Raw genomic sequence first — 24,730 nt, forward strand, 5'->3', positions numbered from 1 at the left:
ACACCCTTTCGTACCGGGTCCGGTGTGACAGGGTGGCGTGGAAGTGCCGGGGGATTTTTCGAGGGGTGGGCGGCATGCCGGAACTGAGCAAGGGCGGGAACATCGCGATGGGCTCCGGGCCCGTCGTCGCCGAACTGCACGCCGTGGGTGGCACGGTCGACCTCAGCGCCCTGCTGGTGGCGGCGGACGGCAGGGTCCGGTCCGACGACGACCTGGTCTTCTACAACCAGCCGTCCGCCGAGTCCGACGCGGTACGGCACGTGGCCGCCGACGCCGAGGGCGCCGAGCGCATCGAGGTGGACCCGGCCGCGCTGCCGGCGGACGTGGACCGGGTGGTCCTGGTCGGCAGCTGCGACCCCGACGACGCGAGCCGCACCTTCCGCGACGTGAAGGACGTCCTGATCCGCGCCTCCCAACCGGACGCCGACCCCGTCCACTTCCGCCCGCCGGCCCTCACCGACGGCGAACGCGCCGTCCTGCTGGTGGAGCTCTACCGCAGGGGTGAGGGCTGGAAGCTGCGGGCCATCGGCCAGGGGTACGCGAACGGCCTGGCCGGGCTGGCGACGGACTTCGGCATCGACGTGGCGGAGGAGCCCGTCGAGGCACCGGAGCAGCACCAGGAGGCGCCCGAGGTTCCGGCGCCGACGGCGGCCGCCCCGCCCCCGATGAGCCTGCGCAAGCCGCCGCTCGGCACCATCAGCCTCGACAAGGGCGGCCAGGTCTCGATGAGCCTGGACAAGGCCGACCGGGAGCTGGTGGTCACCGCGACCCTGGAGTGGGACGGCGGCAGCGACCAGCGCCGCAAGAGGGGCGCCGACCTCGACCTCTACGCCCTGTTCGTGCCGGCGTCGAAGGCGGTGCGCGGCGAGCAGCCGCCCGGCACCCTCCGCGCCCGCAAGAAGGGTTCGGCCCCCACGCCCGACACGGACACGGCGAAGAAGGGCAAGGGCGCCGACGTCGTCTACTACAAGCGCCTCGGCTCCCTGAAGAACCGCCCGTTCGTCCACCTCGACGGCGACTCCCGGGCCCCCGGCCGCGAGACCCTCCGGGTCGTGCGCCCCGACCAGCAGGGTTACGTCCTGCTGTGCGCCTACTCCGCGCTAAGCAACGGCTTCGGCTCCTTCCGCAGCTTCGGCGCGAAGGTCGTGGTCACCGACGACCGCGGCTCCACCGTCACGGTCCCGCTGTTCGAGAACACCAAGACCCGCTACTGGGTGGCCATCGCCCTCGTCGACTTCACCTCACCCGACGGCGCCGCCATCCACCACATCGAGGCCTACAGCGCCCGCATGACCGAGCGCCGCCCGGTCCTGCACACCGACGGCACGATCGAGATGAACGCGGGTCCGGTCGAGTTCAAGCGACGCTGACCGACTGGCTCTGACGGCGGCGTGAGCGGGCCGGTTCGCCGGGTGGCTCGAATTCTTCTGTGACGTACGACTCGGAATTTTCCTTCGCGTAACCAGGGAAACCCACGTGCGCAACTCGGATAGCATGATCGAACTGATTGACGAATCAATATCCTCATCTATCTGACAAATCGGCCAAAACAATTGATATCTATAGCGTCGCGGGTGTTCTCGCGAATAAGACGCAGGACTACGTTCGCCGCGTGGCTCCGGCCGCGGGCGGTGTTGTGGGGTGCGGCGGCCGTGGTCGGCCTCGGATTCCTCATCGCACTGGAGATCGCCGCGCGACGCTACGGCGTACCGGGACCGATCACCAATCAAGTACGAGAGGTGATATTCCCGCCTAAATCAGGTTTCCTGCTCTATGCCGGCATGGCCCTGATGATGGTGGTGCTCACCTGGCGCCAGCGCTTTGTCGCGATGGGCACCGCGATAGGCATCGACCTCGTGATTCTGCTGGTGCGCTGGACGGCCGGCCACGGCATCAAACCCGCCGAGGGCCACCCCTTCGGCAACGGCGCGCTCCTGGTCGTCCTCGGCTGTGCCGTCCTCGCCGTCACCCACCGCACCGGCCGGGAACGCGTCCTGCTGCTGAAGGGCGTGGGACTGGCCCTGCTGCTGGTGGCCGGCCGCAAGACCGGCGACACCTGGCTGCTCATCACCTCGAAGACCCGCTACACGGTGCTCGACCAGTACGTCGCGACCGCCGACCACGCGCTCGGCAACCCGTCCTGGCTGGTCGGCCGGCTCGTCCGGGCCACCGGCCCGGTCGGCGCCCATGTCCTGGACTGGGTCTACGTACAGCTCGCCGTGGCCGCGGTGTGCGCCGCCCTGTACCAGCTGCGCCACGTGGCCACCGAGCGCCGCTTCCCCCGCCACCACCTGGTGCGCACCTTCCTGACCATCGGCCTGCTCGGCCCGGCGATCTACATGATCTTCCCGGTCGTCGGCCCGATCTTCGCCTACGGCGCCGACGGCGGTCAGTGGGCGGCCGTCAACCTGTGGCCGGAGACGGCTCCTCCGCTCATCACCCCGCAGGCGATGCCGTTCGACGGGATCACCCCCCGCAACTGCATGCCCAGCCTGCACACGGCCTGGGCGACCGCGATCTTCCTCCACACCCGCACGGGCCCGAGGCTCCTGCGCTACGCCGGCACCTTCTGGCTGCTCGCCACCATCGGGGCCACCCTGGGCTTCGGCTACCACTACGGCGTCGACCTCGTCGCCGGCGTCGTCTTCACCCTCACCATCGAGACGGCCCTGCGCGCCCAGGCCCGCGGCTGGGACCCCCAGGCCACGCGGCTCGTCGCGCACGGCACCGCGGTCTTCACCGTCCTCCTGGTGTCCTACCGCTACCTGCCGACCCAGATGGCCGCCCACCCCTGGCTCGCCGGCCCCCTCCTCGTCCTGGCGATGACCTCGGTGATAGCCGCCTACATCCGCACCACCACCCAGTGGGACCCGAGACCCACCCTCACCCCCCAACCGAAGCCCCAGCCAGAACTGGTCTGACAGCAGTCCGACTTCGACGGGCGAACGCCAGAGGGCCGGACCGCGGAAGCGGTCCGGCCCTCTGGTTGTGGCCGGGGGGCGAAGGTGCCGTCGCTCGGGGTGCTAGGCCGCCCTGCGCCGTGACGTGCGCACGGCCGGGTCGGGCTCTTCTGCTTCCTCGGGCGGGAATGTCTCGTCCACCCCGAAGTCCGGGGCCTGGAAGGGGTTGGTCGCCGGAGGCGGCGACACCGCGGCGGAACGGCCGGCCTGGCCTTCCACGGCGGAGAACAGCGACGTCGGGTCGATGAGAGGTCTCTCTTTCGTTACAGGTCCCCGAAGGGGCCCGGGGTGCCGTGACCGGGCACAGCGGTTCTACAACTTGGTCATCTTGGCGTACGGGCTCAGCATCCGCCTCTGCGCCGAGCCGAAATCCACGAGTGCCGCGATTCCGTCCTCGATGCCGATCACCCGGCCGAGTCCGTACACGTCATGTGTGACCTGATCGCCCACTTCGAAGTGCTTGGGGGCCGGTGCGACCGGGGCCTTGAAGGGGCTGGTGGGCAGGTGACGCTTCGGTGCCGCAGGCTTTGTCATGGCTCAGTATGAGCCCACGTTTCTCCCGCTCGCTGTGGCTGTGGGCACAGATCGGCAGGTAACAACCGGGTCACGCCACTGACCTGGGGTTTCTTGACCCGCTCCGTGAAGTCCCGCAAAAAGTCAGGAGGATGTCACAGACGAACGCCAGGGGGTCGGGCCGTCTTCACGAAGGCTTCGTCGTCAGGGCCACGTCGTCCTGGGTCTCCGGTCGACGGTGCGTGATAGCGTTCGTATACAAGGTGTATACGACTGCTGGGGGTTGCGGTGACGTCCGGTCGGGAGAAGGCGTACGCGTATCTCAAGGACACGGTGCTGACGGATCCCGCACTGCAGGGCGCCTTCCTCTCGGAGCAGGAGCTCGCGGACCGTATCGGCGTCTCCCGCACGCCCATCCGCGAGGCGCTGCTTCAGCTCGCGGCCGAGGACCTGGTCGAACTGGTGCCCAAGCGGGGCGCCCGGGTGTCCCCGCTGACGGGACGGGAGATCCGCGAGCTCATGGAGCTGCGCGGCATCGTCGAGCGGTACGCCGCCCAGCAGCTCGTCGCCGGGGGCGCGGCGCCCGTCGCGGAGCTGCGGTCGCTGCTGGAACGGCAGCGTGAACTCACCGGCCCCGACCAGGCCCGCGAGTTCATCGCCGTGGACCACCGCTTCCACGCCGTCCTGGTGTCCGCCGTCGGCAACGCCCTCCTCGACCGGCACTACGAGGGCCTGCGCAGCCGGCAGGTCCGCGCCGGCGTGGTCGCCCTCTTCAACCAGCAGGGACGTCAGGAAGCGGTGCTGGAGGAGCACGAGGCCATCCTGAACGCCCTGGAGGCCGGTGACGCACAGGCCGCGTGGGCCGCCATCGACCACCACCTGGAGTCGACGCTCAAGGTGCTGCTCGCGGGTTAGGTCGCGGGGTAGGTGATCACCAGCATGGTGACGCCGTCCCGGGAGGTCCAGGGACCGTGCGGCATCCCGGGCGGGCGGCACGCGTACATGCCCGCCGTGAAACTCCGGTCGAGCGTCAGGTCGTGCAGCGCTCCCTCGACCAGGTAGACCTCCTCCCAGAAGTCGTGGCCGCTCACGCCGTCCGCCGAGGTGTCGGTGCCCGGCGCCCAGCGGACCAGCGCCGTACGGGACCCGCGCACGGGGTCCTCGGCCAGGACGCGCTCCTCGACGCCCGGGCGGGCGCCGGCCGGGGTCCGCCACGGCCCGTCGGGCAGGTGGAACTCCAGCTCGGGCTTGCTCATCGCCACACCTGCGGACGCCTGTTGGCCAGCACGGAGATCCGCTGCCGGACCGCGGCGACCTCGTCGGTGTCCAGGTCGGCCACCAGCAGCTCGGGCTCGGCGCCCAGAGCGTGCCGTACGGTCCCGTCGGGTCCGGCGACGAGGCTGTGCCCGATCCCCGTCGGGGCGGAACCCGCGCCGGCGCCCGCGCCGGGGTCGGCCTGGCCCACGGCGGCGAGCCACACGGTGGCGTCCAGCGCCCGGGCCCGCACCAGCAGCTCCCACTGCTCGCGCTTGCCCGGCCCCGCGCCCCAGGAGGCGCCCAGCAGCGTGGCGACGGCACCGGCGTCGGCGTGCGCCCGGAACAGCTCCGGGAAACGGATGTCGTAGCAGGTGGCGAGGCCCAGCCGGACGCCGTCCACGTCGATGACCGCCGTCGCCGAACCCGCGGCGACGGTGTCGGACTCACGGAAGCCGAAGGCGTCGTAGAGGTGGATCTTGTCGTACGACGCCTCGACGCCGGACCCGGTGGCCAGCAGGGTGTTGGCGACCCGGCCCCCGGTGGCCGGGGTGAACATGCCGGCCACGACGACCGTGCCGGTGGCGTCGGCGATCCGCCGCACGCCGTCGGCCCACGGGCCGTCCAGGGGCTCGGCGAGCGGTGCCAGCGGGGTGCCGAAGCAGGCCATCGACGCCTCGGGGAAGACGACGACGCGGGCTCCGGCGTCGGCCGCGCGCCGGGTCCACTCCTCGACGAGCAGGAGGTTCTTCTCGGGGTCGGGGCCGGTGGTGAGCTGGCTCAGTGCGATCCGCACGGGGTGGTCCTCCTCAGACAGGGGTGGTCGTGTGCGTGTGCTGCGCCTTCGGCGCGGCGAGCGCGGCGTCCTCGTCGACGGCGGCCTCGGGGTCACGCCCCAGCCGCACGCCGACGAGGGAGACGGCCGAGGCGAGGGCGATGTACACGGCCAGCGGCACCCAGGTGCCGTAGGCGCTCAGCAGGCTGGTGAACAGCAGCGGCGCGACGGCGCCGCCGATGATTCCGGCCAGGGTGTAGGCCAGGGACGAGCCGGTCGAGCGCAGCCGGGGCTCGAACTGCTCGGTGATGAAGGCGGCCTGCGGGCCGTACAGGCAGCAGTGGATCACCAGGCCCACGACGACCCCCGTGGCGAGCGGCAGCCAGGTGCCGCCGCCGATCATCGGGAAGAACACGAAGGGCCACACGCCGGCGGCCACCGCGGCGGCGCCGTACAGCAGCCGGCGGTTGACCCGGTCGGAGAGAGCCCCGGCCAGCGGCATCAGGAAGACCTGGATCGTGGAGCCGATGAGCACGGCCACGAGGGCGGAACCGCGTGACATGCCGAGTTCCTCGGTGGCGTACGTCAGGACGAAGACGGTGAACATGGCGTACAGCACGTCCGGGCCGACGCGGCACAGGATCGCGGCGAGCAGGGCGCGGGGCTGGGTGGTGAACACCTCGCGGATCGGCGCCTGCGGCCGGGAGCGCTCGGCCTCCATCGCCTTGAACACCGGGGTCTCCTCCAGCTTCGCCCGGATCCACAGCCCGAACGCGACGAGGACGCCGGAGAACAGGAACGCCACGCGCCAGCCCCACGACTCGAACTGCGCCTCGGTCAGCAGCGCGCCGAGGGCTGCGAGCACGCCGTTGGCCAGCAGGTTTCCGGCGGGCGGGCCGACCTGCGCGGCGGAGGCGTAGAAGCCGCGGCGCCGTGGATCCCCGAACTCGCTGGACAGCAGTACGGCACCGCCCCACTCGCCACCGACGCCGACGCCCTGCGCGAAGCGCAGCACGACCAGGGCGATCGGGGCGGCCACGCCGGCCGTCGCGTAGGACGGCAGGACGCCGATCAGGAACGTTGCCGCGCCGATGAGGACCAGCGTGGCGATGAGCACCTTCTTGCGGCCGATCACATCACCGAGGCGACCGAAGACGAATCCGCCCAGCGGGCGGGAGACATAGCCGACCGCGTAGGTGGAGAACGCCAGGAGCGTGCCGGTGAGCGGGTCCTCCGAGGGGAAGAACAGATCGCCGAAGACCAGGGCGGCCGCGGCGGAGTAGACGGCGAAGTCGTACCACTCCAGCGCCGTGCCGGTCAGGCTCGCGACGAAGGCCCGGCGGACGCCGGAGTGCCGATCGGACGCCTTGCCGTCGTCCTTCGTGGCGTCCTTCGTCGCGTCCTTCGTCTCGTCCTTCGTCTCGTCCTTCGGGGTGTCGGGCATGGTTCCCATCCTTGCTCGGGGACGTCGGGGGACATCGACCTTCCGGCATACTTCTTGTATACAGGTCGTATGCGCAAGCCCCCTGCGCGAGAACTTCACCGCGGACCTGTTCCACGGACCCGATCTCTTGGAGTGCCCTCATGGCCGTGCTGACCTTCGAACTGCCCGACGGATCGACGCGCGAGGTCGACGTCGTCCAGGTCCTCAACGCCGGGTACGCCGGACGCAGCCAGGAGGACGTCGCCGCGCACGTCGCGGAACTCGCCGAACTGGGCGTCCCCGGCCCGTCCGTGACGCCCGCCCTCTACCCCGTCTCCCCTTACCTCGCCCAGCAGACCGACCGGGTCCACGCCCAGCACGGGCACACCTCCGGCGAGGCGGAGTGGGCGCTTGTGGTGGCGGACGGAGGCGAGCTTCTGCTGACCGCCGCCTGCGACCACACCGACCGCGACCTCGAGGTGCACGGGGTGGCGTGGAGCAAGAACGCCGGCCCCGACGTCCTCGCCCGCCGTGCCTGGCGCCTCGCCGAGGTGGAGTCCCGTCTCGACGACCTCACCCTGCGCGCCTGGGTCACCCACGGCGACACCTCGACGGAGATCCAGCACGGCACCCTCGCCGAACTCCTCGCCCCCGCCTACTGGATCGACGTCCTGCGCTCGCGCGACGCGCTCACCCCCGGCACGGTCCTGATCTCCGGCACGATTCCGATGACGCCCGGCGTCGACCAGTTCGGCGACGGCTGGAGCGTGGAGCTGTCCGACCCCGCCACCGGGGACGCGATCCGCCTCCGGTACGACGTGCGGTCCATGCCGGCGGCGATCGGCTGAGGCCCTAGGGGGCACTGCGGTTCGGCCGCCCGGCGCTCGGGCGGCCGACCCGTGGCCGGGCGCTCGGCTGGGGCCGGAGAGGGCCGTGGCCGCGGCGCTCGGCCCGGGCGCCCACCATCTCGGCGCGGTCGGCGGATCGCACCCGTCGGCGCTCTTCCCTCACGGCGCCCGGACCGCTTCCAGGGGCCCAGCCGTTCGGTGAAGAAAGTGTGGACGCGAAAGAAGGCCGGACGGCGGACGGTTGCAGAGCGGCCCACACGTGAGGGATGTTTGCCTGATGACAACGTTTCGTCGTGTGAAGTGGAGGGCCCGAGCGCCGGGCTCCGGTTCATGACGTCACTGGATGGCACCCGCGCAGGCGGCCCAGGCGTCGTGACAGCGGCCACCGCCCCGTACCCGGTGGTGGTCATGGATCCGGCTGGGCGGGTCGTGGAACTCAACGAGGCGGCCTCCGCCCTCCTGCCCGGCGCCCGGACCGCGCAGCCCCTGCTGTCCCCCGAGTGGCTCGCCGCCGCACATCACGCTCCTGACGTGATGCCTGTCACCGGCACGGTGGGCAGTCGTTCCTTCTCCGCGCACCCGTCCGTGCTTCCCGGTGGGGGCACGGCGTGGTGGCTGGTGGAGGAGACCGCCTACCGGTCGGTGACCGAGGAACTGGAGGCCGAGCGCGAGCGTGCGAGGTTCCTCACCGAGGCATCGACCGCTCTGCTCGCGTCGCTGAACCTGGACCGGTGCATGGAGATCACCGCGCGTCTGGCCGCCGAGTATCTGGCCGATGCCGCCCTGGTCGTCTCTCCCACCCGGGCCCGGAACCTGTCCGCGGTCCTCTGCGACCACGAGGGCCGCATCACGCGGACCAGCGTCCCCGCCCAGGCCGAGACGGTGCCAGGACTGGCCGAGGCGCTGCGCGGCTTCCCCCCGGTGCCCTCGCGGTGGATAGACCCCGCTTCGGCGTCGGACTGGCTGATTCCCGAAGGGTTCGGTGAGGTCGGTTCGCTGGTGATCACGCCGCTGCCGGGGCACGGGGTCGCGGCCGGCGCACTGGTGCTGCTGCGCCGGGAGCAGCAGGGGCGGTTCAGCGACTCGGAGGAGGCGTTCGCCGGACTCTTCGCCGCCCGGGCCGGCGCGGCGATGTCGGCGGCCTGGCTCTACGCCGAGCAGAACACCATCACCGACATCCTCATGCGGGACCTCCTCCCGCCCTCGCTGCGTACGGTCGAGGGGGTGGAGTTCGCCGGCGGTTACCGGGCCAGTGTCGAGACCGACCGCATCGGCGGGGACTTCTACGACGTCCACCCGCCGAGCGAGGACTGCCCCGAGACCCTCGCCGTCCTGGGTGACGTGGCGGGCAAGGGCCTGGAGGCCGCGGTGATCACGGGCAAGATCCGCAACACGGTGCAGGCCCTGCTGCCGATGGCCGACGATCACGCCCGGTTGCTGCGGTTGCTGAACAACGCCCTGCTGGGCAGCGGCAGCATCCGCTTCGCCACGCTCGTGCTCGCCTCCACCCGCCGGGAGGGCGGCGACGTGGTGCTGCGGGTGACCTCCGCCGGACATCCCCCACCGCTGATCGTGCGCCGGGACGGCACGGTGGAGGAGGCCGACACCGCGGGCACCCTGATCGGCGCGTTGCCGGCGATCAGCTCCCGTACCGCCGAGGTCCGGCTCGCGCCGGGGGAGACGTGCCTGCTCTACACGGACGGCGTCACCGAGGCCAAGGGCGGGCCGCTGGGGGACGCCATGTTCGGGGAGCGGCGCCTCAAGCGGGCGTTCGCCGAGTGCGCGGGCATGCCCGCCGAGGCCGTCGTCGAGCGGATCCAGATGCTGGCCGACGCCTGGATCGGCGACGGGCGGCACGACGACATCGCCGTCCTCGCCATCACCGCACCCCACGGCTCGCACCCCGGTGCCGTGGACGGCGCGAGGCCGGGCAGGGAATCCGTATGACGACCACCCCCGCTTCTCCCGACCGCGGCGAGGAATCCGCTCGGCACCGCATCGGCTCCCGGCTCGCCTCCCCCCGGCGCGACGAGCGGGCCGTGGCCTGGGCGGAGAAGCTCTGGAGCAGCGTCCAGGCGGCGGACGAGTACAGCGCCCTCGACGTCGTCGGGGACGCCCTGGCGGCCGGGCTGGACGCGGAGACGGTGTTGCTGGAGGTCATCGGCGCCGTCCAGCACCGGGTGGGCGTCGAGTGGGCCGCCAACCGCATGAGCGTCGTCGAGGAGCATGCCGCCACCGCCATCAACGACCGCGTCATCGCCGTCCTGTCCGCCGAGCGCCCCGCCACGTTCCTCGGCCGGGTGACGGTCGCCTGCGTGGACAAGGAATGGCACGCGCTGCCCGCCCGCCTGCTCGCCGAGACACTGCGGCTGCGCGGCTGGCAGGTCGGCTACCTCGGCGCCCAGGTGCCCACCGCCCACTTGATCAGCCATATCCACCGCACCGGCGCGGACACGGTGTGCCTGTCCGCCGCCCTGTCCACGCGCCTGCCGATGGCGCACGCCGCGATCACCGCAGTCCAGGCGGCCGGCACACCGGTCATGGTCGGCGGCCTCGCCTTCGGTGCCGACGGCCGTTGGGCCCGTCAACTGGGCGCCGACGCCTGGGCGCCCGAGGCCCGCGCCGCCGCCGACCGACTCGCCGCCGGCCCCCTGCCCCGGCCCCGGGCACCCCACCAGGCCATCGACGACCTGCCGCACCTTTCCGACCAGGAATTCACTCTGGTCACCCGGACCTCCCGCACCCTGGTCCGCGAGACCCTCAAGGGTCTGGAACAGCGCTTCCCCGCCATGAGCGGCTACGACGACGATCAGCGTGAACGCACGGCCGAAGACCTCGCCCACATCGTGGAGTTCCTGGCCGCGGCGCTGTACGTGGACGACGCAGACCTCTTCACCCACTTCCTCACCTGGACCGGCGAGGTCCTGACCGCCCGCCAAGTCCCGGCCCGCTCCCTGCTCCCGGCCCTGGACCTGCTGGAGGAGCAACTGCGCGACTTCCCCCGAGCCCGCGGCATCATCGCCGCCGCACGCAACGCGCTCGCCTGACGCGCCGGGGACTCACGGTCCTGCCGGGGGTCCACCGCAGGACCCGTAGCCCCGCCCAGGGGCTCTCGAAGGCCCTGAGCGTGTGCGGCGCGGAACGGGGTAAACGGCGTTCTGTCGGCCCGAGCCGACGATCGCAGAGAGTGACGTCCGAGCTTCAACGTGACGAGTCGCACGCGCGGCGGGGGCACGGTCCTGGCCGAGGAGGAGACGTGGAGCATGCGTCAGTACGGGCGGTGGGCTGGGCACGCTCGATCCCGATCAGTGCCGGTCCGAAGGCGGCACGCGACTGGGCGCGCGGGCATCTGGAATCCCTCGGCCGGCCCATGGCCACCTCGCACACGGTCGACGATGTTCTGCTGGCCGTCTCGGAGTTGGTGACCAACGCTCATGTGCACGCCCACTCCACCGCCCGGCTCGTGATGACCTGGGACGGCCGCTGCCTGCACGTCACCGTGCACGACGACGACGCCGCCCTGCCCACACCGCGCGACCCCAGTGGCGACCGACTCGGCGGGCGGGGCATGTTCCTGGTCGATGCCCTCGCCGACGAGTGGGAGGCCCGCCCCTGCCCCTACGGGAAGTCGGTCACCGCCTGCTTCCGCATGCCGACCACAGCCGAGGACACCCGCGGTCAGCCCGCGCGGCCGGACGATCCCGAGCGCGGACCACAGGGCGACGACGGCTGAAGGAAGCAGGATGACCAGCACTCAGGACATGGTGGGGTTCGCGGGCGGCAGGGGCCGCGACAGGACGGCTGCCGAGCGTGCCGTGCGCATAAGACGCAGGCTCGAGCGTCTCATCGGCATCGCGGCGACCGAGGGCAACGCGCTGGTGGCCCTTCGCAACGGTGACGAGATCTTCCCCGCGATGCTCGAAGCCATCCGGTCCGCCGAGCACACGGTGGACATGATGACGTTCGTGTACTGGAAGGGCACCATCGCCCGCGAGTTCGCGCACGCACTGGCGGATCGGGCCCGGGCCGGGGTCCGGGTCCGGCTGCTCCTGGACGGCTTCGGCAGCCGGCTGATCGACAAGGACCTGCTGGTGGAGATGGGCCGGGCGGGCGTGCAGGTGGCCTGGTTCCGCAAGCCGCTCTACCTGTCGCTGCTCAAGCAGAACCACCGCTGCCACCGCAAAGTGCTCGTGGTGGACGAGCAGGTGGCGTTCACCGGCGGTGTGGGCATCGCCGAGGAGTGGTGCGGCGACGCCCGCAATCCACAGGAGTGGCGGGACACCCACGTCGAGGTACGCGGGCCTGCCGTGGACGGCATCGCTGCGGCCTTCGCGCAGAACTGGGCCGAGTGCCACGACGAACTCTTCGACGACCGCGACCGGTTCACCATCCATCGCCCGCAGGGCGACGCGGTGGTGCAGGTCGTGCGCGGTTCGGCCAGCTTCGGCTGGCAGGACATGCAGACCCTGATCCGAGTGATCATCGAGTCGGCCGAGGAGCGGCTCCGGCTGGCCACCGCCTACTTCTCCCCGGACGCCCACTTCATCGAGTTGCTGTGCGCCGCGGCCCGCCGCGGGGTGGAGGTGGAGATCCTGCTGCCCGGCCCGTACACCGACAAGCGGGTCTGCCAACTGGCCGGACAGCACTACTACGAGGACCTGCTCGCCTGCGGGGTGAAGATCTACCAGTATCAGCCGACGATGATGCACGCCAAGGTCATCACCGTGGACCGCACCGCGGCCCTCGTCGGGTCGACCAACTTCAACCGGCGCTCCCTCGACCACGACGAGGAAGTGATGCTCGCCGTCCTGGACGCCGGCTTCACGGCCACGATCGACGCCCATTTCGACACGGACGTCGCCGCCAGCGAACGGATGCGCTGGGGCCGGTGGAAGAAGCGCTCCGCGTTCCAACGCGCCCGCGAAGCCGCCGTCCGCCCCCTCCGCCGCTTCCTCTGACCGTCGCCGGCACCCCTGAGAGCCGCCGGCACCGGCACGCGGCTCAGCCGGCCGCGAGGATCAGGCTCAGGGCCAGCAGGGCGAGTCCTCCCACGGCTATGACGCCGCCGATCAGCTTGAAGAACCAGGGGCCGAGGCTCTCGGTGTCCGCGAGGCTCAGATCGCCTGTGCGCCGGCCCTTCAGCTCCAGAACGGCCCGCCGGCGCGCCAGCGTCGCTTCCACCGCACCGCCCAGGTTGAAGACCCACCTTCCTCCGAACCAGACAACTGCGGCGGAAACTGAGACGGAGAACGTCGAAGGGCCCCACCGCGAACGGTGGGGCCCTTCGACATCGTGCCCGGTGAGGCACTGGCGGAGGATACGAGATTCGAACTCGTGAGGGGTTGCCCCCAACACGCTTTCCAAGCGTGCGCCCTAGGCCTCTAGGCGAATCCTCCGCCGGAAACATTACATGACGTCGGAGGGTGCTTGCGAACTCGTTCGGGCGCCCGGCGATCGGGTAGGCTGGGGCTCAGCCCCTCACGCGGCGCTATCTGACTGAACTCCCCCAGGGCCGGAAGGCAGCAAGGGTAGGTTGGCTCTGGCGGGTGCGTGGGGGGTCTTCTCGTTCCCGGTCGTACCCGGGGCTCAAGGGCGCCGCCGCCCGGCCCGTACGCCGAGGAAGCCCATGCCACCGGGCGGTCCACGTTGTCAGTGGGCGCCTATAACCTCGTATGCGTGTCGTCTCTCGCGCTGTACCGCCGCTATCGCCCGGAGTCGTTCGCCGAGGTCATCGGGCAGGAGCATGTCACCGACCCGTTGCAGCAGGCGCTGCGGAACAACCGGGTCAATCACGCGTACCTGTTCAGCGGTCCGCGCGGATGCGGCAAGACGACCAGCGCACGGATCCTCGCGCGGTGTCTGAACTGTGAGCAAGGTCCCACCCCGACCCCGTGCGGAGAGTGCCAGTCCTGCCGCGACCTGGCTCGCAACGGCCCGGGATCCATCGACGTCATCGAGATCGACGCCGCGTCTCACGGTGGTGTGGACGACGCCCGTGAGCTGCGCGAGAAGGCCTTCTTCGGCCCCGCGAGCAGCCGCTACAAGATCTACATCATCGACGAGGCCCACATGGTCACGTCGGCCGGCTTCAACGCGCTGCTGAAGGTCGTCGAGGAGCCGCCGGAGCATCTGAAGTTCATCTTCGCCACCACCGAGCCCGAGAAGGTCATCGGGACCATCCGGTCGCGGACCCATCACTACCCCTTCCGGCTCGTCCCGCCGGGCACCCTGCGCGAGTACCTCGGCGAGGTGTGCGGCCGCGAGAACATGGCCGTGGAGGAAGGCGTCCTGCCGCTCGTCGTGCGCGCGGGCGCCGGCTCGGTGCGTGACTCCATGTCCGTCATGGACCAGTTGCTCGCCGGAGCGGGGGAGGAGGGTGTGACGTATGCCATGGCCACCTCCCTGCTCGGCTACACCGACGGCTCGCTCCTCGACTCCGTCGTGGAGGCGTTCGCCACCGGTGACGGCGCCGCGGCCTTCGAGGTCGTGGACCGGATCATCGAGGGCGGCAACGACCCCCGCCGCTTCGTCGCCGACCTGCTGGAGCGCCTGCGCGACCTGGTGATCCTGGCCGCCGTGCCGGACGCCACGGAGAAGGGGCTCATCGATGCCCCCGCGGACGTCCTGGAGCGGATGCAGGCCCAGGCGGGCACCTTCGGCGCCGCCGAGCTGAGCCGCGCCGCCGACCTGGTCAACGAGGGGCTGACCGAGATGCGGGGCGCCACCTCCCCCCGCCTCCAGCTCGAACTGATCTGCGCACGGGTGCTCCTGCCGGCCGCATACGGCGACGATCGCTCCGTCATGGCCCGCCTCGACCGCCTGGAGCGCAGCGTGAACTTCTCCGGGGGCGGCGGGATGCCCGCCATGGGGTACGCCCCCGGCCCCGAGGCCCATGCCGCGCCGCCCGCTGCCGCCGCCGCTCCCCAGGCCCCGCCGGTCTCCCCGGGAGGCGGCCCCGCCGCGGCCCGCGCGGCCGTACGAGCGTCGGGTCCGGCCGCCCCCGGCCCGGCCCCGGCAGGGCAGCCGAGCCCACCCACGGAGCAGACCCCGGCTCAGCCCCAGGCTCCGGCTCAGCACCAGGCTCCGGCTCGGCCCCAGACACCGGCTCAGCCCCAGGCCCCGGCCACCCCGCCGCCCGCCCCGGCCGCCGAGCCCCCTCGAACACCTCCGCCCGCGCCCGCCCCGGCCCCCGGCGCCTGGCCCACCGCCGCGCCCGCGGGCGGCGGCCGGCGCCCCGGCGGCTGGCCCACGGCGGCGCCCGCGGGCGGCGGCACCCAGCCGACCCCGACCCCGCCCCCGGCCGGTGCCGGCAACGCCCCCGCACCCACGCCACCGCCGGCTGCGGCCCCGGCCGCGGGCGAGGCACCCGCCTACGCCCCGCCGAGCGGCGGCCTCGACCCCCGCATGCTCTGGCCGAACATCCTGGAGGCGGTCAAGAACCGCCGCCGCTTCACCTGGATCCTGCTCAGCCAGAACGCCCACGTGGCCGGCTTCGACGGCACCACCCTCCAGCTCGGCTTCGTCAACGCCGGAGCGCGCGACAACTTCGCGAGCAGCGGCAGCGAGGACGTGCTGAAGCAGGCACTGGGCGAGCAGTTCAGCGTCCAGTGGAAGATCGAGGCGATCATCGACCCGTCGGGCGGCGGCTCGGCTCCCCCGCCGACCGGCGGCACCGGTGGCTACGGCGGTGGCGGCACCGGCGGTTACGGCGGCGGTACGCCCCCGCGCCCGCCCGCCCCCCAGTCGGCGCCCTCGGCACCCACGCCGCCTCCGGCCACCCCCTCGGCACCCTCCGCGGCGCCGACCCCGGCCCCCCAGCCACCCACGGCGTCCGCTCCGGAGCCGCCGCCCCCGGTCGCCCCCGAGGACGACATCCCCGAGGACGACGACCCGGACCTCAACGAGTCGGCGCTCTCGGGCCACGACCTGATCGTGCGGGAGCTAGGGGCGACGGTGGTGGAGGAGTTCATGAACGAGTAGGGAGCGCAGGGCCGCCCGACGCCCGGCGCACCGATCGCGGCTCGTGGGCACCCGGTGGCGGCGGTACTCCCGGACCCGTCCACCCGTCCACCCGTGCCACCCGCGGACGCAGCCCCGACCGGCGCTTCCCCTCACAGGGCCGGTCGGCACCATCCAGCCCGTCCGGCGTTCGAGGACGAGGCCGTTCAGGGCCGAAGCGGGGGTCTGGGGGCGACGGCCCCCAGGGCGACGGCCACTGCGGAGCCGGCCGCCGCGGAGTCGGCCACCCGCGGAGCCGGGTCCCGTTTTGGAGGAACGTCCAGCCCGACCAGAACGGCCCCTTCGGATGCCCGCACGACAACCCCGTTAGGCTGACCCCCGTGAAGGTCCTCGTCATCGGCAGCGGTGCCCGCGAACACGCCCTGTGCCGTTCCCTGTCCCTCGATCCCGACGTCACCGCGCTGCACTGCGCCCCCGGCAACGCCGGCATCGCCGAGGTCGCCGAGCTGCACCAGGTCGACGCCCTGGACGGCGCCGCCGTGACCGCGCTCGCCGAACGGCTCGGCGCCGATCTCGTGATCGTGGGACCGGAGGCCCCCCTCGTCGCCGGGGTCGCCGACGCCGTGCGCGCGGCGGGCATCCCGGTCTTCGGCCCCTCCGGGGAGGCCGCGCAGCTGGAGGGCTCCAAGGCGTTCGCCAAGGACGTGATGGCGGGAGCCGGCGTCCCGACGGCCCGCTCCTACGTCTGCACCACGCCCGCCGAGGTCGACGAGGCCCTGGACGCCTTCGGCGCCCCGTACGTGGTGAAGGACGACGGCCTCGCCGCGGGCAAGGGCGTCGTCGTCACCGCCGACATCGAGGCCGCCAGGACGCACGCCAACTCCTGCGAGCGCGTCGTCATCGAGGAGTTCCTCGACGGCCCCGAGGTCTCCCTCTTCGCCATCACCGACGGCGACACGGTCCTCCCGCTCCAGCCCGCCCAGGACTTCAAGCGGGCGCTCGACGGCGACGAGGGCCCCAACACCGGCGGCATGGGCGCGTACTCCCCGCTCCCGTGGGCCGACCCCAAGCTCGTCGAGGAGGTCCTGGAGACGGTCCTCCAGCCGACCGTCGACGAGATGCGCCGCCGCGGCACCCCCTTCTCCGGCCTGCTGTACGCCGGTCTCGCGATCACCTCGCGGGGCGTGCGGGTCATCGAGTTCAACGCCCGCTTCGGCGACCCCGAGACGCAGGTCGTCCTGGCCCGCCTGAAGACGCCGCTGGCGGGTGTCCTGCTGGCCGCCGCCAAGGGCGATCTGGCCGACCTGGAGCCGCTGCGCTGGAGCGAGGACGCCGCGGTCACCGTCGTCGTCGCCTCGCACAACTACCCCGGCACGCCGCGCACCGGCGACCCGATCACCGGCCTCGACGAGGTGGCCGCCGAGGACGCACCGCACGCCTACGTCCTGCACGCCGGAACCAAGCGGGACGGCGACGCGATCGTCAGCGCCGGCGGCCGCGTCCTGTCGGTGACGGCCACGGGCAAGGACCTCACCGAGGCCCGCGACCGCGCCTACCGTGCGGTCGCCCGCGTCAAGCTCGACGGCTCCCAGCACCGTACGGACATCGCGGCGAAGGCTGCGGGCGAGTAATCCGAGCAACCGCGCACTCCCGATAAACCGGACAGGCCCCGATTCCGTCTCAGGAACCGGGGCCTGACCCGTTCCGCGGGCCGGGTCCGACCCCCTGGGTCCGACCACCGGTCAGTTCCCGGATCCGCGACTGGACTTTGGTCAGGATTGGGGGCCTGATCATCGCTGTCCGTCATCCACCTCTCCCCAAAGCCATTCCATCGAGTGACCGATGCCCCATCCGGCTGACGTGGGTCGACACCCCAACTAGGGTGCGGCGCAAGCGTTCCGGCACTTGGCCCACCGGCATTGCGATGTCAGTCGTGGGTGCCACAGTGGGGGAGTGAGCAAAGCCAGGACAGTACGGACAGCCAGGGCACCGCGGAGGGGGTGAGGTCCGGCGTGACCGGTATGGGTGTGGAGGCGGGTGCGCAGGCCGCGCGCGCCCGGGCCCTCGCGGTGCTGCGTATCCGCAGCCGCGCACTGGCCGTCGCCCTGCTGCCCGCGGCGTTCGCCGTGGTGCTGCTCGCGGGCCCGTCGACCGGCCACCTCGTCGGCCCCGGCTGGCACACCGCCCGCTGGGTGCTCACCCCGTTCGCCGTGCTCGTGCTGATCGCCGCCGCGGTCGTCGCGCTGGTCGTCGCCCGCGCCCACCCCGCCGTCACCCCCACGGTCCAGATCGCGGAGGAACAGGCCCCGGACCTCTACCGGCTGGTGCGCGACCTCGCCGACCGCCTCGACGTGCCCGCCCCGTCCGCCATAGCGCTCACCCCGGACTGCGACAGCTGGCTGGAGGACCGCACCCACCCGGCACACGGACCGCCCCCGGCGGAGCGCCGCGAGGACGACGGCCTCAACGGCCTGCACGGCGGAAGCGGCCACGGCTCCCATCGCCGTACGCCCGCCGCCCCCGTCCTCGTCATCGGCTCCCCGTTCCTGTGGTGGATGCGGGTTGGTGAGCTGCGTGCGGTCCTCGCTCCGGTCGTCGCCGGCACGGGACCCTCGGCACACCCGGACATAGCCCAGGCCCGGCGCTTCGTCCGGGGTCTGGACGCCGCGGTGGCCGTCGCCTCGACGCGCGGGCGGTGCCCGGGGTCGCGGGCGGTGTGCGCCGGGATCGGCTGGGTCGCGCGGCTGCTGCTGCGCAGTTGCCGGGAGCACGCCGCCGAGATGGAACGGGGTGTGGCGGCGGCCGCCGCCGAGCGTGCACAGGCTGTGGATTACGGACTGCGGATCGTCGCCCAGGAGCAGGTCGGACTGGCGTACGCGGGCTGGGACCGGCTGCTCACGCGGGTCGCGCTGCCCGCCTGGCGGATGGGCCGCTGGCCCTCCCGGCTGGACGCGGGCGTCGTCGCCGCGCTGACCGAGCTGTCCCGCCGGGACCGGCTGGCCGAGGGTTTCGCCTCCCGGCTGGGCGAGCGACCCGCCTGTGACCTGCTGGAAGAGCCCGGCCTGATCGACGAGGCCACCTCGCTGCTCGCCGCCCGTCTCTTCCACGGCGGCCCCGCCGAGACCGGCCCGGACTGGTCCCCGGTGGACTGGCAGGCGTATCCGGAGGAGGTCGTCGACCGCAAGTGGCGCACCGACGCGGCGCGTCTGCACCGCGTCCTCGACGCCCTGGGAGTCCGCCGCACCCCGCACGACACCTCCCCGGAGACCGGCGGCCCGACCCTGGCCCGGGTCCTGGACCACCTGTCGACCCCCACGGACGAGACCGCTCCTCGCCCCGCCGACGAGGCCGCTCCCCGCGCCACGGACGAGACCGCTCCCCGCCCCGCCGACGAGCAAGCGTTTGCCGCCCCCACCGCGAACGGCACGGCGACCGGCACCCGGCCCACACCGCCCCCCGAGGCACCCGAGCCCACCGAGGCCGTCGACGGCACCAAGCCCGTCGGCAGTGCCGAGACACGGGCGACCGAAGAGGCCCAGGCAGCGACCGCAGAAGCACGGGCGGCCGAGGAAGCACAGGCGGCGCCGGATGAAGCACGGGCGGCTGAAGAAGCGCAGGCGGCGCCGGATGAAGCACAGGCGACCGAAGAGACGCAGGCAGCGACCTCAGAAGCACGGGCGGCCGAGGAAGCACAGGCGACCGAAGCAGCACCGGCGACCGCAGAAGCACCCCCGCCCCCACAACACCCCAAGCCCGCCAAACCCCCCAAGCTCCCCTACGCCGCCATGGCCGACGACCACCCCGGCGACGGCGACCAGGAAACCGAGCGCAGTTCCGCCCTCGCCGCCGGCCTGACCGCCGAAATGGCCCGCGAGGAGGCTGCGGCCCCCGCGGAGCAGACGACGTCCCCCGTGCCCGGCACCACCCTCCTGGACATCGGCGCGCTCCCCCTGTTCCCGCTGCAACCGCCGCGCACCTCACGCGAGTTGCTCACCGACCACGTGACCGCGATGGTCTGCTGCGCCGCGATGGACACCGCGGGCGCGACCCCCGGCCTGGACTGGCTGGACGGCCCCACCCTGCTGATCAACGGCGCACGGGCCGCCGATCTGACCCCGCGCGTCCTCAGCCTGATCGAGGAAGGCGATCCGGGGCCGCTGCGCGCCTGGCTCGTGGAGTCGGGGATACGCCCCGAGAAGCCGGTGCGCCTGGTCTGACGGCCGCATCGACCCGGGCCTGACGGGCCGTACAAGCCCAGGCCAGACGGCTGTGGACGCCGTATGCGGTCGGAGTCCCCGGTTCCACTTTCGGCCAATTCGCAACGAATAGTGACAGGATGCGTGCGCAATGTGATGTGCTGGGACCGATAGCGCATATGGCAAGGGCTTACGACATACGACAGCCGTACGAAAGCCCGCGCCGTCAGACCGAAACCCCAAGCACGCGCACCACGCCAGGCACAGCAGTCCCGCCGGCACGCCGCACACCACAGAACGCTGGACGCACCACCACGGGGGAACGAGGGAGGGGTACGCCATGGGGTCGGAGCAGATCCGCCGCTGGGAGTCGGGAGCACTCGCGCACGCCGTCACGGACCCCTTCGGGCAGGGGCCCGTGCCCTGGCTGCGCGGAAACGTCACTTACTTCGACGACACCGGTCAGGTCGTCCCCTGGTACGTCGACGGGCAGGCGCACCCTCCGACGTCGGACGCCCCCAGGGTCCCGGCCCCCCGAAGCGCCGGGCCGCGCTCCGCGGACGACGTCCACCGGCAGATCAAGGGCTTCATCTCCACCGGCGCGGTCGCCCCCGGCGAAGCGGTCGACTTCCACATCACCGTGGACCCGCCGCAGGAGTTCGCCGTCGACATCTACCGCATCGGCCACTACGGCGGCGACGGCGCGGCCAAGATCACCACCAGTCCCCGGCTGTCCGGCATCGTCCAGCCCGCGCCGCTCACCGCAGACCGCACGGTCTCCTGCCACCACTGGTGGCTGTCCTGGCGGCTGCAGATCCCCTCGTACTGGAGCATCGGCGCGTACGTCGCCGTCCTGACCACCGTCGACGGCTACCGCTCCCACATCCCTTTCACCGTCCGGGACAACCACCCGGCGGACCTGCTCCTGCTGATGCCCGACGTGACCTGGCAGGCCTACAACCTCTACCCCGAGGACGGCCGCACGGGCGCCAGCCTCTACCACGCCTGGGACGAGGGGGGCCGGCTGCTCGGCGAGGCCGACGCCGCCACCACGGTCTCCTTCGACCGCCCGTACGCGGGCGCGGGCCTGCCCCTGCACGTGGGCCACGCCTACGACTTCATCCGCTGGGCCGAGCGCTACGGCTACGACATCGCCTACGCCGACGCCCGCGACCTGCACGCCGGCCACGTCGACCCCACCCGGTACCGCGGCCTGGTCTTCCCCGGCCACGACGAGTACTGGTCGACGAACATGCGCCGCACGACGGAGCTCGCCCGCGAGAACGGCACCTCCCTCGTCTTCCTCTCCGCCAACACCATGTACTGGCAGGTCGAGTTGGCGCCCTCCCCGTCCGGCGTGCCGGACCGTCTGCTCACCTGCCGCAAGCGCAAGGGCCCCGGCCGCACGGTCCTGTGGCGGGAGATCGACCGCCCCGAGCAGGAGGTGATCGGCATCCAGTACGCGGGCCAGGTTCCCGAGCCGCAGCCCCTGATCATCCGCAACGCCGACCACTGGCTGTGGGAGGCGACCGGCGCCCACGAGGGCGACGGCATCGAGGGCCTGGTCGCCGGCGAGGCGGACCGCTACTTCCCGCGTGCCCCGCTGCCCGAGCACGAGGAGCGCATCCTGCTCGCGCACTCCCCCTACACGGACCGCGAAGGCGCCCTGCGCCACCAGGAGACGTCCCTGTACCGCGCCCCCTCCGGCGCCCTGGTCTTCGCCTCCGGAACCTTCGCCTGGTCCCCGGCGCTGGACCGCCCGGGCCACGTCGACGCCCGCGTCCAGCGCGCCACCGCCAACCTCCTGGACCGCATCTGCAAACGTGACTGAGCCCACCAGCACACCCCAAGTCCAAGGTCAGAGCCCGCATACGGGACAATCGACCAAGTTGGACAGAACCACGGGGAGGAACCGTGTCCGGATTCGTAGAAAAGCCCGAGCCGATCGAGGTTCCGGGCCTGGTGCACCTGCACACGGGCAAGGTGCGGGACCTGTACCAGAACGCGGACGGCGACCTCGTGATGGTCGCCAGCGACCGCATGTCCGCCTACGACTGGGTGCTGCCGACCGAGATCCCCGAGAAGGGCCGCGTCCTCACCCAGCTCTCCCTGTGGTGGTTCGACCAGCTCGCGGACCTGGTCCCCAACCATGTGCTGAGCACCGACGTGCCGGCCGGCGCCCCCGCCGACTGGGCGGGCCGCACCCTGGTGTGCAAGTCGCTGCAGATGGTCCCCGTGGAGGCCGTGGCCCGCGGCTACCTCACCGGCTCGGGCCTCGTCGAGTACGACGCCGCGCGCACCGTGTGCGGCCTCGCCCTGCCCGAGGGCCTGGTCGACGGCAGCGAGCTGCCCGCCCCGATCTTCACCCCGGCCACCAAGGCCGCGGTCGGCGAGCACGACGAGAACGTCTCCTACGAGGAGGTCGCCCGCCAGGTCGGTGCCGACACCGCGGCCAGGCTGCGCCAGGCGACCCTCGCCGTCTACTCCCGGGGCCGGGACATCGCCCGCGAGCGCGGCATCATCCTCGCCGACACCAAGTTCGAGTTCGGCTTCGAGGGGGAGACGCTGGTCCTCGCCGACGAGGTGCTCACCCCGGACTCCTCCCGCTTCTGGCCGGCCGACCAGTGGGAGCCGGGCCGGGCGCAGCCGTCGTACGACAAGCAGTTCGTCCGTGACTGGCTGACCTCGCCGGCCTCCGGCTGGGACCGCAAGAGCGAGCAGCCCCCGCCGCCGCTCCCGCAGGAGGTCGTGGACGCGACCCGCGCGAAGTACGTCGAGGCGTACGAGCGGCTGACCGGCACGAGCTGGAGCTGACCCATGACAAAGGCCCCGGTCGATGACCGGGGCCTTTGATCTGGAGCGAACGACGAGGTTCGAACTCGCGACCTCAACCTTGGCAAGGTTGCGCTCTACCAACTGAGCTACGTTCGCATGCGCCGTGGCGCGGGAACCACTATACCCAACCTCGCTCCCGCGCGAGACGCACCGCCGCGTGCCGGTTCTCCGCACCGAGCTTCGAGGCCGCGGACGACAGATAGTTCCGCACGGTCCCCTGGGACAGCGCGGCCCGCTCCGCGATCTCCGCGACGGGCGCCCCGTCGGCGGCGAGTTCCAGCACCTCCGCCTCCCGCACGGTCAGCGGCGAGTCCCCGGCGGCGATGGCGTCGGCGGCCAACTCCGGGTCGACGTAACGGTTACCGGCGTGCACGGTCCGGATGATCTCCGCGAGCCGCTGCGCGCTGACGGTCTTCGGGACGAACCCGCGCACACCCGCCGCGAGGGCCCGCTTCAGGTGCCCGGGCCGCCCGTGACTGGTCACGATCAGCACCCGGCAGCCGGGCAGTTCGGCACGCAGGGATGTGGCGACCTTCACACCGTCCGCCCCCGGCATCTGAAGATCCAGTACGGCGACGTCGGGCCGGTGCGCCCGGGCCATCGCCAGTGCCTCGGGTCCGCTGGCCGCCTCGGCGACGATCACGAGGTCGTCCTCCAGGGAGAGCAGCGTGGCGAGCGCGCCCCGGATCAGATGCTCGTCGTCGGCCAGCAGCAACCGAACCGACCCGCTCATACGGTGACCTCCCGCACGCCCGCCCCCGTCAACGGCACCTCCGCCACCAGCCGGAACGTCCCCTCGCCGGCCCGGCCGGCCTCCAATGTGCCGTCCACCGCGGCCAGCCGCTCGCGCAGCCCGGTGAGACCGGAGCCGCCACCCCCGTCGGAGGCCCCGGCAGCTCCGTCGTTCTCCACCGTCAGCACCACTTGTCCCTCCCGCACCCCTACTTCCACCGCACACCGCTGGGCGTTCCCGTGCCGCAGCACATTGGTGGTCGCCTCCCGCACCACCCAGGCCAGCGCCGACTGCACCTCGACCGGCAGCCCGGCCGCCTCCCCCGCCACCTCGCACGTGATCCCGGCCGCCGTCAACACTCCCTGCGCACCGACGAGTTCGACCTGCAGGTCGGCCTCCCGGTACCCGCGCACGACGTCCCGCACCTCGCGCTGCGACTCCTGCGCGATCCGCTGCACCTCGATCATCTGCTCCACGGCCTCGGGCCGGCCGCGCCGCGCCAGCTGCACGGCGAGCTCGCTCTTGAGGGCGATGACCGCGAGGTTGCGCCCCATCACGTCGTGCAGATCCCGCCCGAACCGCAGCCGCTCCTCGGCGACCGCGAGCCGGGTGCGGGTCTCGCGGGCCTCGTCGAGCTCGAAGACGGACCTGAGCAGCCAGACCGAGAACACGGCCGTGAAGGCGAGGAATCCGCCGCCGAGCAGCACGATCACCGCGGTGACGAGCGCACCGAGCGGCGACCGGGTCATCGCGACCACGATGACCGCGGTACCCGCCGCGAAGCCCGCGACGACGGCGTACACATGCCGGCGCACCTGCACGCCGAGCGCGATGATGCCCATCCCGAAGATCATGGTGACGCCGAAGACGCTGCCCGCCGCCGAGTCGACGTCGTCCCCCTTCGGGCCGTACTCGGCGATCCCGAGAGCCGTGACGGCGACCACGGCGCTGGCCGCGCCGAGCGCGCACATCAGCCGTACGGGCTGCTCCCGCAGGCCCCGCACCCAGTCCACCGCCCGCGACACGGTCAGCATGCAGGTCGCCGCGTGCGCGCACACCAGGAGCGTCAGTCCCGCGGCCGGCCAACCCCCGATCTGGCCCATGACCGGCAACCCGGCCCCCGCGACCTCGACCAGCGCGAAGAAGTGGAACGACCCTCGCGTGTACGTCTCCACCTTCGCCGGGGTGCTCTTCCCCCGCCACCACGTTCCCGGCCCGCGCATCCGCCGCTCCC

20 protein-coding genes, 2 tRNA genes and 1 other RNA gene are annotated in these 24,730 nt (G+C 72.3%); 14 read left to right on the forward strand and 9 right to left on the reverse strand.

Annotated features, from left to right (window positions below):
- Positions 1 to 74: 74 nt before the first annotated feature.
- Both ACGFW6_RS36425 and ACGFW6_RS36430 read left to right on the forward strand, forming a co-directional pair.
- Positions 75 to 1,370 (forward strand): TerD family protein, encoded by a 1,296-nt coding sequence (locus ACGFW6_RS36425; protein WP_393519987.1) that lies wholly within the window; start codon positions 75 to 77, stop codon positions 1,368 to 1,370.
- A gap of 204 nt (positions 1,371 to 1,574) precedes the next feature.
- Positions 1,575 to 2,921 carry a phosphatase PAP2 family protein gene (locus tag ACGFW6_RS36430; RefSeq protein WP_393519990.1) on the forward strand — a complete coding sequence of 449 codons (1,347 nt, stop codon included), beginning with the start codon at positions 1,575 to 1,577 and terminating at the stop codon, positions 2,919 to 2,921.
- Positions 2,922 to 3,272: 351 nt separating this feature from the next.
- Here the strand turns inward: ACGFW6_RS36430 and ACGFW6_RS36435 are convergent, their stop codons facing one another.
- Positions 3,273 to 3,494, reverse strand: coding sequence for a hypothetical protein (locus ACGFW6_RS36435; protein ID WP_393519993.1), 222 nt, complete (start codon positions 3,492 to 3,494; stop codon positions 3,273 to 3,275).
- 267 nt (positions 3,495 to 3,761) lie between these two features.
- Between ACGFW6_RS36435 and ACGFW6_RS36440 the strand changes: the two genes are divergently transcribed.
- Complete coding sequence (locus ACGFW6_RS36440; RefSeq protein WP_393519996.1) at positions 3,762 to 4,388, forward strand: GntR family transcriptional regulator; 627 nt, start codon at positions 3,762 to 3,764, stop codon at positions 4,386 to 4,388.
- On the opposite strand, the gene ACGFW6_RS36445 is transcribed toward ACGFW6_RS36440, so the two are convergent.
- The 3 genes from ACGFW6_RS36445 to ACGFW6_RS36455 are packed head-to-tail and all read right to left on the reverse strand — an operon-like array spanning position 4,385 to position 6,946.
- Positions 4,385 to 4,729 (reverse strand): cupin domain-containing protein, encoded by a 345-nt coding sequence (locus ACGFW6_RS36445; RefSeq protein ID WP_393519998.1) that lies wholly within the window; start codon positions 4,727 to 4,729, stop codon positions 4,385 to 4,387. The genes ACGFW6_RS36440 and ACGFW6_RS36445 overlap by 4 nt on opposite strands.
- A complete protein-coding gene (locus tag ACGFW6_RS36450) occupies positions 4,726 to 5,523 on the reverse strand; it encodes a carbon-nitrogen hydrolase family protein (protein ID WP_393520001.1) in 798 nt (265 codons plus the stop codon). The genes ACGFW6_RS36445 and ACGFW6_RS36450 overlap by 4 nt, the downstream gene beginning before the upstream one ends.
- A gap of 13 nt (positions 5,524 to 5,536) precedes the next feature.
- Positions 5,537 to 6,946 carry an MFS transporter gene (locus ACGFW6_RS36455; RefSeq protein ID WP_393520004.1) on the reverse strand — a complete coding sequence of 470 codons (1,410 nt, stop codon included), beginning with the start codon at positions 6,944 to 6,946 and terminating at the stop codon, positions 5,537 to 5,539.
- 140 nt (positions 6,947 to 7,086) lie between these two features.
- Here ACGFW6_RS36455 and ACGFW6_RS36460 point away from each other — a divergent pair, with 140 nt between their 5' ends.
- From ACGFW6_RS36460 to ACGFW6_RS36480, 5 genes are all read left to right on the forward strand, one after another.
- Positions 7,087 to 7,773 (forward strand): DUF2848 domain-containing protein, encoded by a 687-nt coding sequence (locus ACGFW6_RS36460; protein WP_393520007.1) that lies wholly within the window; start codon positions 7,087 to 7,089, stop codon positions 7,771 to 7,773.
- Between the two features lie 330 nt (positions 7,774 to 8,103).
- Positions 8,104 to 9,720, forward strand: a complete 1,617-nt coding sequence (locus tag ACGFW6_RS36465) for a PP2C family protein-serine/threonine phosphatase (RefSeq protein ID WP_393520010.1) — start codon at positions 8,104 to 8,106, stop codon at positions 9,718 to 9,720.
- The gene (locus ACGFW6_RS36470) at positions 9,717 to 10,820 is read left to right on the forward strand and encodes a B12-binding domain-containing protein (RefSeq protein WP_393520012.1); all 1,104 of its coding nucleotides are present in this window, start codon (positions 9,717 to 9,719) and stop codon (positions 10,818 to 10,820) included. Before ACGFW6_RS36465 ends, ACGFW6_RS36470 begins: the two co-directional genes overlap by 4 nt.
- A gap of 209 nt (positions 10,821 to 11,029) precedes the next feature.
- Complete coding sequence (locus ACGFW6_RS36475; protein WP_393520015.1) at positions 11,030 to 11,506, forward strand: ATP-binding protein; 477 nt, start codon at positions 11,030 to 11,032, stop codon at positions 11,504 to 11,506.
- Positions 11,507 to 11,516: 10 nt separating this feature from the next.
- Entirely contained in the window at positions 11,517 to 12,731 is a 1,215-nt protein-coding gene (locus tag ACGFW6_RS36480) for a phosphatidylserine/phosphatidylglycerophosphate/cardiolipin synthase family protein (protein WP_393520018.1), read from the forward strand.
- 43 nt (positions 12,732 to 12,774) lie between these two features.
- On the opposite strand, the gene ACGFW6_RS36485 is transcribed toward ACGFW6_RS36480, so the two are convergent.
- Positions 12,775 to 12,954 carry a hypothetical protein gene (locus ACGFW6_RS36485; protein WP_393520021.1) on the reverse strand — a complete coding sequence of 60 codons (180 nt, stop codon included), beginning with the start codon at positions 12,952 to 12,954 and terminating at the stop codon, positions 12,775 to 12,777.
- Positions 12,955 to 13,081: 127 nt separating this feature from the next.
- Positions 13,082 to 13,169, reverse strand: a tRNA-Ser gene (locus ACGFW6_RS36490).
- 73 nt (positions 13,170 to 13,242) lie between these two features.
- Here ACGFW6_RS36490 and ffs point away from each other — a divergent pair.
- The 6 genes from ffs to ACGFW6_RS36520 all read left to right on the forward strand — a co-directional run bounded on the left by ffs (position 13,243) and on the right by ACGFW6_RS36520 (position 22,742).
- Positions 13,243 to 13,339, forward strand: an RNA gene (gene ffs / locus ACGFW6_RS36495) — signal recognition particle sRNA small type.
- 110 nt (positions 13,340 to 13,449) lie between these two features.
- A complete protein-coding gene (locus tag ACGFW6_RS36500) occupies positions 13,450 to 15,753 on the forward strand; it encodes a DNA polymerase III subunit gamma and tau (RefSeq protein ID WP_393520024.1) in 2,304 nt (767 codons plus the stop codon).
- 359 nt (positions 15,754 to 16,112) lie between these two features.
- Entirely contained in the window at positions 16,113 to 17,363 is a 1,251-nt protein-coding gene (gene purD / locus ACGFW6_RS36505) for a phosphoribosylamine--glycine ligase (protein ID WP_393520027.1), read from the forward strand.
- Positions 17,364 to 17,744: 381 nt separating this feature from the next.
- Positions 17,745 to 19,949: a hypothetical protein gene (locus ACGFW6_RS36510; RefSeq protein ID WP_393520030.1), complete on the forward strand. Its 2,205-nt coding sequence runs from the start codon at positions 17,745 to 17,747 to the stop codon at positions 19,947 to 19,949.
- Between the two features lie 319 nt (positions 19,950 to 20,268).
- Positions 20,269 to 21,759: a N,N-dimethylformamidase beta subunit family domain-containing protein gene (locus ACGFW6_RS36515; protein WP_393520033.1), complete on the forward strand. Its 1,491-nt coding sequence runs from the start codon at positions 20,269 to 20,271 to the stop codon at positions 21,757 to 21,759.
- Positions 21,760 to 21,842: 83 nt separating this feature from the next.
- Positions 21,843 to 22,742, forward strand: coding sequence for a phosphoribosylaminoimidazolesuccinocarboxamide synthase (locus ACGFW6_RS36520; RefSeq protein ID WP_393520036.1), 900 nt, complete (start codon positions 21,843 to 21,845; stop codon positions 22,740 to 22,742).
- 41 nt (positions 22,743 to 22,783) lie between these two features.
- Here ACGFW6_RS36520 and ACGFW6_RS36525 read toward each other — a convergent pair.
- The 3 genes from ACGFW6_RS36525 to ACGFW6_RS36535 all read right to left on the reverse strand — a co-directional run bounded on the left by ACGFW6_RS36525 (position 22,784) and on the right by ACGFW6_RS36535 (position 24,719).
- A tRNA-Gly gene (locus ACGFW6_RS36525) sits at positions 22,784 to 22,859 on the reverse strand.
- A gap of 22 nt (positions 22,860 to 22,881) precedes the next feature.
- Positions 22,882 to 23,496 carry a response regulator gene (locus ACGFW6_RS36530; protein ID WP_393520039.1) on the reverse strand — a complete coding sequence of 205 codons (615 nt, stop codon included), beginning with the start codon at positions 23,494 to 23,496 and terminating at the stop codon, positions 22,882 to 22,884.
- Positions 23,493 to 24,719 (reverse strand): sensor histidine kinase, encoded by a 1,227-nt coding sequence (locus tag ACGFW6_RS36535; protein ID WP_393520042.1) that lies wholly within the window; start codon positions 24,717 to 24,719, stop codon positions 23,493 to 23,495. The genes ACGFW6_RS36530 and ACGFW6_RS36535 overlap by 4 nt, the downstream gene beginning before the upstream one ends.
- Between the last annotated feature and the right edge of the window lie 11 nt (positions 24,720 to 24,730).

This window comes from Streptomyces sp. Y7 (assembly GCF_043195415.1).
Taxonomy (GTDB): Bacteria; Actinomycetota; Actinomycetes; order Streptomycetales; family Streptomycetaceae; genus Streptomyces.